Raw genomic sequence first — 6,693 nt, forward strand, 5'->3', positions numbered from 1 at the left:
ATCATGATTCTGTCTATTATGCAACTATTACTGTTTCCTATTTCTTCTGATGAATGGCATCCAAGCCACCCATGTAAGGACGAAGCACTTCCGGAATCTCAATCGATCCGTCTGCTTGCTGATAATTCTCCATAATAGCCGCAACCGTACGTCCGATAGCAAGGCCCGAGCCATTCAACGTATGCACGAATTCCGGCTTCGACTTCGTGTCGCGGCGGAAACGAATGTTCGCGCGGCGCGCTTGGAAATCTTCGAAGTTGGAGCACGACGAAATCTCACGGTAGGTGCCGCTGCTCGGCAGCCACACTTCAAGATCGTACGTTTTGGCCGAACTGAAGCCAAGGTCTCCTGCACAGAGAGCCATTACACGGTATGGGAGCTTCAGCAGCTGCAAAATTTTCTCGGCATGTTCTGTTAACGATTCCAGCTCTGCATACGAATCCTCTGGCTTCACCAGCTTCACCATCTCAACCTTGTTGAACTGGTGCTGACGAATCAAGCCGCGTGTATCTCTTCCTGAAGCACCCGCTTCAGAACGGAAGCATGCACTGTACGCCGTATAATAACGCGGAACGTCTTCCAGATTGAGAATTTCATCCCGATGCAAGTTGGTCACCGGCACTTCTGCCGTTGGGATGAGATAATAATCCGTGCCCTGCAGCTTGAACAAATCCTCTTCGAACTTCGGCAGCTGACCAGTGCCGACCAAGCTGTCACGATTCACAATAAGCGGTGGAAGCACTTCTTCATAGCCGTGCTGCATCGTATGCACATCCAGCATGAAGCTAATTAGCGCACGCTCTAGACGCGCACCCGTTCCTTTGTAGAATACGAAGCGCGAGCCCGTCACCTTGCCTGCTCGCTCGAAGTCCAACACGCCCAAGTCCTGTGCCAAATCCCAATGCGCCTTCGCTTCGAACTCGAATGATCTCGGTTCGTTCCAGCGACGGATTTCCACATTGTCATCTTCCGACAGACCGATAGGCACGCTCTCATGGGGAACATTCGGAATCGCTAGCGTCATTTCTTCCATCTGCGCTTCAATTAAACGGATGTCTTCATCCAACGCTTTAATACGATCGCCGACTTCACGCATTTCGATAATGAGGTCGTCAGCCGATTCCCCAGCTTTCTTTTTCTTCGCCACGTCCTGCGACACGATGTTACGCCGATTTTTCAACTGCTCGGTCTCTTGAAGCATTTCCCGGCGGCGTGCGTCAAGCTCAGGAAATCCAGCAATCATGTCATGCGACTTGCCCCGATTCTGCAGCGCTTGCTCCACACGTCCGAACTCGTTTCTTAATAACTTAATGTCTAGCACCGACTGTCCCTCCTGCCAGAAACGGCTGAACCGCCCTTTCTCTGGAGACAAGGCCATACCGTTTCTATCTATGCCATTTCAAATTTCAATCGTATTCCGATAAAAACACCTTAACCCTACCCTTAAGGGGAACGGAGTCAAGGTGTTTTGCTATTCCTTATCCTGCTACGTTCAGGTGCTGTTTAACCATTTCGGCAAAGTAACGATGCAGATTAGCATCATCCGTCAGTTCCGGATGGAACGAGCAAGCCAGCAGGTGCCCCTGTCTTGCCGTTACAATCTCACCGTTCACTTCACACAATACGTCTACATCAGCCCCCACCGCTTTAATGAGCGGCGCACGGATGAACACGGCTCGCACCGGCTCATCTATGCCGTGGACATTCAGGTCCGTCTCAAAGCTCTCCCGTTGGCGTCCGAAGGCATTACGCAGCACCGTCATGTCCATCAGCCCCAAATGGGGCTCTTCCGGACCTTGCTGACTCTCAATATGGTTAGCCAGGACGATAAGACCCGCACACGTGCCGAAGATGGGCTTGCCTTGCGCCGAGAAGGCACGAATCGCATCAATAAAGCCGTACTTGCGCATCAGCTTGCCGATCGTCGTGCTTTCACCACCGGGAATCACAAGACCCTGAAGCTCGTCCAGCTGCTCCGGACGCTTGACGGCGACCGCCTTGGCACCTGCCTCTTCCAAGCTCCCCATATGTTCTGCAACAGCGCCCTGCAGGGCTAACACTCCGATGTTCATCCGTGATTGACCTTCTTTCTGTCTTACCAGCCGCGGTCTTGCATGCGCTCCGACGGCGCCAGCTTTGAAATTTCAATCCCTTTCATCGGCGTACCCAAGTTCTTCGATACTTGCGCGATAAGGGCATAATCTTGATAATGCGTCGTTGCTTCCACGATTGCGCGTGCAAACTTCTCTGGGCTGTCCGATTTGAAAATACCGGAGCCAACAAATACGCCATCCGCACCCAAATGCATCATGAGCGCTGCGTCCGATGGTGTTGCTATACCGCCGGCTGCAAAGTTAACGACCGGCAGCTTGCCGCCCTCATGAATTTGAAGCAGCAGATCATAGGAAACGCCCAAATTTTTCGTTTCCGCATACAGCTCGTCCTTCGACGAATTCTGGATTTTGCGGATCTGACTGTTGATCAGGCGCATATGACGAACTGCTTCTACGATGTTGCCTGTGCCAGGCTCGCCTTTCGTACGGAGCATGGCCGCACCTTCACCGATTCGACGAAGCGCTTCTCCCAAGTCTTTCGCGCCGCATACGAACGGAATCGTGAATTCATTTTTGTCGATATGGAACACTTCATCCGCCGGTGTTAATACTTCCGACTCATCAATATAATCTACGCCAAGCGACTCCAGTACTTTCGCTTCTACATAATGGCCAATTCGCGCTTTCGCCATAACCGGAATGGAGACGACTTTCATCACTTCTTCGACGATGGTCGGGTCTGCCATACGGGCTACGCCGCCCGCCGCACGGATATCCGAAGGAACGCGTTCCAAGGCCATAACCGCTGTTGCGCCGGCCGCTTCCGCAATCTTTGCTTGCTCTGCATTCATGACGTCCATAATGACGCCGCCTTTTTGCATTTCCGCCATACCACGTTTGACTCGAGCTGTACCTGTTTCCATCTTTGTATGCCCCCTGCCATTACTCATATTAACTTGCCGTTACTTAACCGATACGAATCATCGTCCTATAGACGACACGACCTGCCAAATCAAGGTTCATTCACTTATTTTACATGATACGCCATAGGATAGACAACCAATATTGTCGGAATTGACAAATAGATTGCCTTTATTCGTGCAGATTAGAACAAATTTTTAATCGATTTGAACAAATCTACAAAAAAGTCCCCAATGGCGCGGAAAAACAGACGCCACCAGCTTCCCTTCTCCACATCCTCTGACGCGATCAGGTTGACCGTTTGTTTCTGTTCCACATCTTTATCTTTATACGTAAAGGTAATCGTTCCGACTTTTTGCCCGTTTTTAATCGGAGCAACCAACTCATTTTCCGGGATTAGCTTCTCGGCATGCGTAATCTTGTCGTCTACCTTGGCACCTTTCGGCACAACAAACGCTACGCCCGATTCGGTTACAATCGGAACTTGCGTCTTGACGCCCTTCTTAATCGGCGCTTCCTCCACGCCGGCGACGACTTTCTTCGGAGCCACGACGCTCTTCACCTCATAGCTGGTGAAGCCGTGGTCAAGCAGCTTCTGCGTCTGCACGAAACGCTCGCTCTTCGAGCTTGTCCCCATAACGACCGAGATTAGGCGCATGTTATCACGCACTGCCGTACCCGCAAAGGTGTATTTGGCTTGATCAGTGAACCCCGTCTTCATTCCATCTAATCCTTGATAGGCGTACCGCTTGAAGTTCGTAATATTTTTGTTCGCTTCCAGCATCCAATTCAAGTTCGTTATCGGCGTCTGATCCCGCTCGCGGAACTTAAACGATTGAATTGTCGTGAACTCGCTGAATTCTGGATGATCGACGACAATAGCACGCACAAGCTTGGCGACGTCCATTGCAGACATTACCGTCTCATCAGTGCCTTCAGGACGATAGTCCTTGGGCATATCATTCCTTCCAAGTCCAGTGGAGTTGATGAAATGCGCCGTAGACATGCCTAATCTCTTCGCCGTTTCGTTCATCAGCTTGACGAATTCAGGTTCCGATCCCGCAATGTGTTCTGCCAGCGCGACGGTGGCATCATTGGCAGAGCCAATCGCCATGGCGATGTATAAATCACGTACCTTATGCTTATCTCCCTGGGCCAAGAAAATACGGGAACCTTCAGTCAGGGAAGCATGCTCAAGCGTTGTCACCTCGTCGTCCCAACTGAGCTCCTTGTTCTCTACCTTTTCCATAACGATATACTCAGTCATCATCTTCGTCATGCTTGCCGGAGGCTTAGGCGAGTTCGAATCAATATCTACAAGCACTTGTCCCGTGCTGGCTTCCATTAAGATTGCAGAGGTCACTTCCAAACCGAGTGACGTCGCCGTCGCTTTCGGAGCTGGAGCCGAGGCATCTTTCTTCGCTGCAGCTTGTTCCCCTTTCGCTGCAGTTGCTGCCGCTTCGGCAACCACCATTCCTGCTGAAGGCAGTAAGGCAAAGCTTAATATTTGACATGCGGTAACAATCGCGACCGCTCGTTTCCATGTTGTACGTCTAGATGTTTGTTTGTGCTTCAACACCACGACAACTCCTCTCCTGTATTATCCCACATGAAGTTATTCTAACATAGCGGGACACGCAAAAAAAAGACAGGGTTGTAATACCCTGCCTTTCTTTGTCGAATCTGCACGAAATGATTCAAGTTACAAGGAATAGTTTGGAGCTTCCTTCGTAATTTGCACATCGTGCGGATGGCTTTCCCGAAGACCTGCACCCGAAATTTTGACGAAATACGTATCGTTTTGCAATTCGTGCAAATTATTCGTTCCGCAGTAACCCATACCCGCTCTAAGGCCACCGAGAAGCTGATGAATCGTATCGGCAAGCGGCCCTTTATAAGCAACACGTCCCTCGATTCCTTCTGGAACGAGCTTCTTCTCATTGTCATTGTCCTGGAAGTAGCGATCCTTGCTTCCTTGCTTCATAGCGCCGAGGGAACCCATCCCACGGTATACTTTGAAGCGGCGTCCTTGATAAATCTCGGATTCGCCTGGGCTCTCTTCTGTACCTGCGAACAAGCTGCCAAGCATGACTGCGCCTGCGCCTGCCGCAATAGCTTTCGTTATATCACCGGAATATTTGATGCCGCCGTCTGCGATAACCGGAATGCCGTACTCACGCGCTACCGCTGCACAATCGTACACTGCCGTAACTTGTGGCACACCAATACCCGCAATGACACGTGTTGTACAGATGGAGCCTGGTCCGATACCGACTTTAACGACGGACGCTCCAGCTTCGATCAGATCACGAGTTGCGTCGCCTGTTGCGACGTTGCCTGCGATAATCGTCAACTCTGGATATAAGCCGCGCAATTTGCGGACGGCTTCAATAATGTTGATATGATGGCCGTGAGCCGAGTCGACGACAATGACGTCCACGCCCGCTTGAACAAGCGCTTCTGCACGCTCATACGTATCTTTCGAAATCCCTATCGCTGCGCCGCACAGGAGACGCCCTTGCTCGTCTTTCGCTGCATTCGGGTATTGAATCGCTTTTTCGATATCTTTAATGGTAATGAGACCTTTCAACGTGTTCGTCTCATCTACCAGCGGCAGCTTCTCAATCTTGTGCTGCTGCAAAATAACTTCCGCTTCCTCGAGCGTCGTTCCGACAGCTGCCGTCACTAAGTTATCATGCGTCATAACTTCCTTAATGAGAATACTGAAGTCATGCACGAAGCGAAGGTCACGGTTCGTTAAAATGCCGACCAGCTTATAATTGTCATCGACAATCGGCACACCGGAAATACGATATTTGGCCATCAAGCGATCAGCCTCTTCTACCGTATGTTCAGGCGACAAAGAGAACGGATTGGTAATGACACCACTCTCCGAACGCTTAACGCGGTCAACTTCCTCGGCTTGCTGTTCAATTGGCATATTTTTGTGAACAATACCGATTCCGCCTTCACGTGCAATTGCGATGGCAAGCGGAGCCTCGGTAACCGTGTCCATACCTGCGCTAATCAAAGGAATATTTAACTTCACTTTGCTGCTTAAGCGTGTCGATACATCTGTTTCTCGTGGCAATACACTCGATTTACGCGGTACCAACAGCACATCGTCAAATGTTAAACCTTCCTTTACAAACTTAGATTCCCACACCAGAAAGTTCCTCCCTTGATTTAAATTGGCGATCCATCGGCCGAACCCTTGTGAGACGGGGCTTGTCCTCCGATTTACGTCATCTCTCTGAATATATTATTGCAATCTTAGCAAAGCGGTATAAGGCTGTCAAGAATAAGTGGCTTTTAATGAAATGGTTGTTTCAACGTTTTTCAATAATTTTCAAAATCTAGAGTGTCCTCCCCACGTATACAAATCAAATCACTGCTAATTAGTATGAGAAAGGTCGCACTGTACCATTCTTTCACTCAAACAAATTGGCTGCAAAATGAAAATTAGCACGGTCCGCCTACTGCCAGACTTCATATTTATGAAGGGGCTTCCAGATTTTGAAGGGCTGCAGATTCAGATGCGTATGCGTGCTTGTATACAAAAAATCCACTGACATGAGTCAGTGGATTTCGTCTGCTTGGCAACGTCCTACTCTCCCGGGACCCTGCGGTCCAAGTACCATCGGCGCTGGAGGGCTTAACGGTCGTGTTCGGGATGGGTACGCGTGGAACCCCTCCGCTATCGCCACCAAACAGATTT

General features: G+C 50.1%; 5 protein-coding genes and 1 rRNA gene. All 6 read right to left on the bottom strand.

Features of this window, described 5'->3' with window-relative positions; all coding sequences use genetic code 11:
• Positions 1-37: 37 nt before the first annotated feature.
• The 6 genes from serS to rrf all read right to left on the bottom strand — a co-directional run bounded on the left by serS (position 38) and on the right by rrf (position 6,686).
• Positions 38-1,321 (bottom strand): serine--tRNA ligase, encoded by a 1,284-nt coding sequence (gene serS, locus M3650_RS27805; protein WP_251579447.1) that lies wholly within the window; start codon positions 1,319-1,321, stop codon positions 38-40.
• 157 nt (positions 1,322-1,478) lie between these two features.
• A complete protein-coding gene (gene pdxT, locus M3650_RS27810; protein ID WP_251579449.1) occupies positions 1,479-2,072 on the bottom strand; it encodes a pyridoxal 5'-phosphate synthase glutaminase subunit PdxT in 594 nt (197 codons plus the stop codon).
• 23 nt (positions 2,073-2,095) lie between these two features.
• Positions 2,096-2,977, bottom strand: a complete 882-nt coding sequence (gene pdxS, locus M3650_RS27815) for a pyridoxal 5'-phosphate synthase lyase subunit PdxS (protein WP_251579451.1) — start codon at positions 2,975-2,977, stop codon at positions 2,096-2,098.
• A 182-nt stretch (positions 2,978-3,159) separates the two neighbouring features.
• Positions 3,160-4,557: a D-alanyl-D-alanine carboxypeptidase family protein gene (locus M3650_RS27820; RefSeq protein ID WP_019421138.1), complete on the bottom strand. Its 1,398-nt coding sequence runs from the start codon at positions 4,555-4,557 to the stop codon at positions 3,160-3,162.
• 120 nt (positions 4,558-4,677) lie between these two features.
• Positions 4,678-6,141 carry an IMP dehydrogenase gene (gene guaB, locus M3650_RS27825; RefSeq protein WP_019421137.1) on the bottom strand — a complete coding sequence of 488 codons (1,464 nt, stop codon included), beginning with the start codon at positions 6,139-6,141 and terminating at the stop codon, positions 4,678-4,680.
• A gap of 428 nt (positions 6,142-6,569) precedes the next feature.
• A 5S ribosomal RNA gene (gene rrf, locus M3650_RS27830) occupies positions 6,570-6,686 on the bottom strand.
• Positions 6,687-6,693: the final 7 nt, after the last annotated feature.

This window comes from Paenibacillus sp. MER TA 81-3 (genome assembly GCF_023713585.1).
GTDB classification, from domain to species: domain Bacteria; phylum Bacillota; class Bacilli; order Paenibacillales; family Paenibacillaceae; genus Paenibacillus_B; species Paenibacillus_B profundus.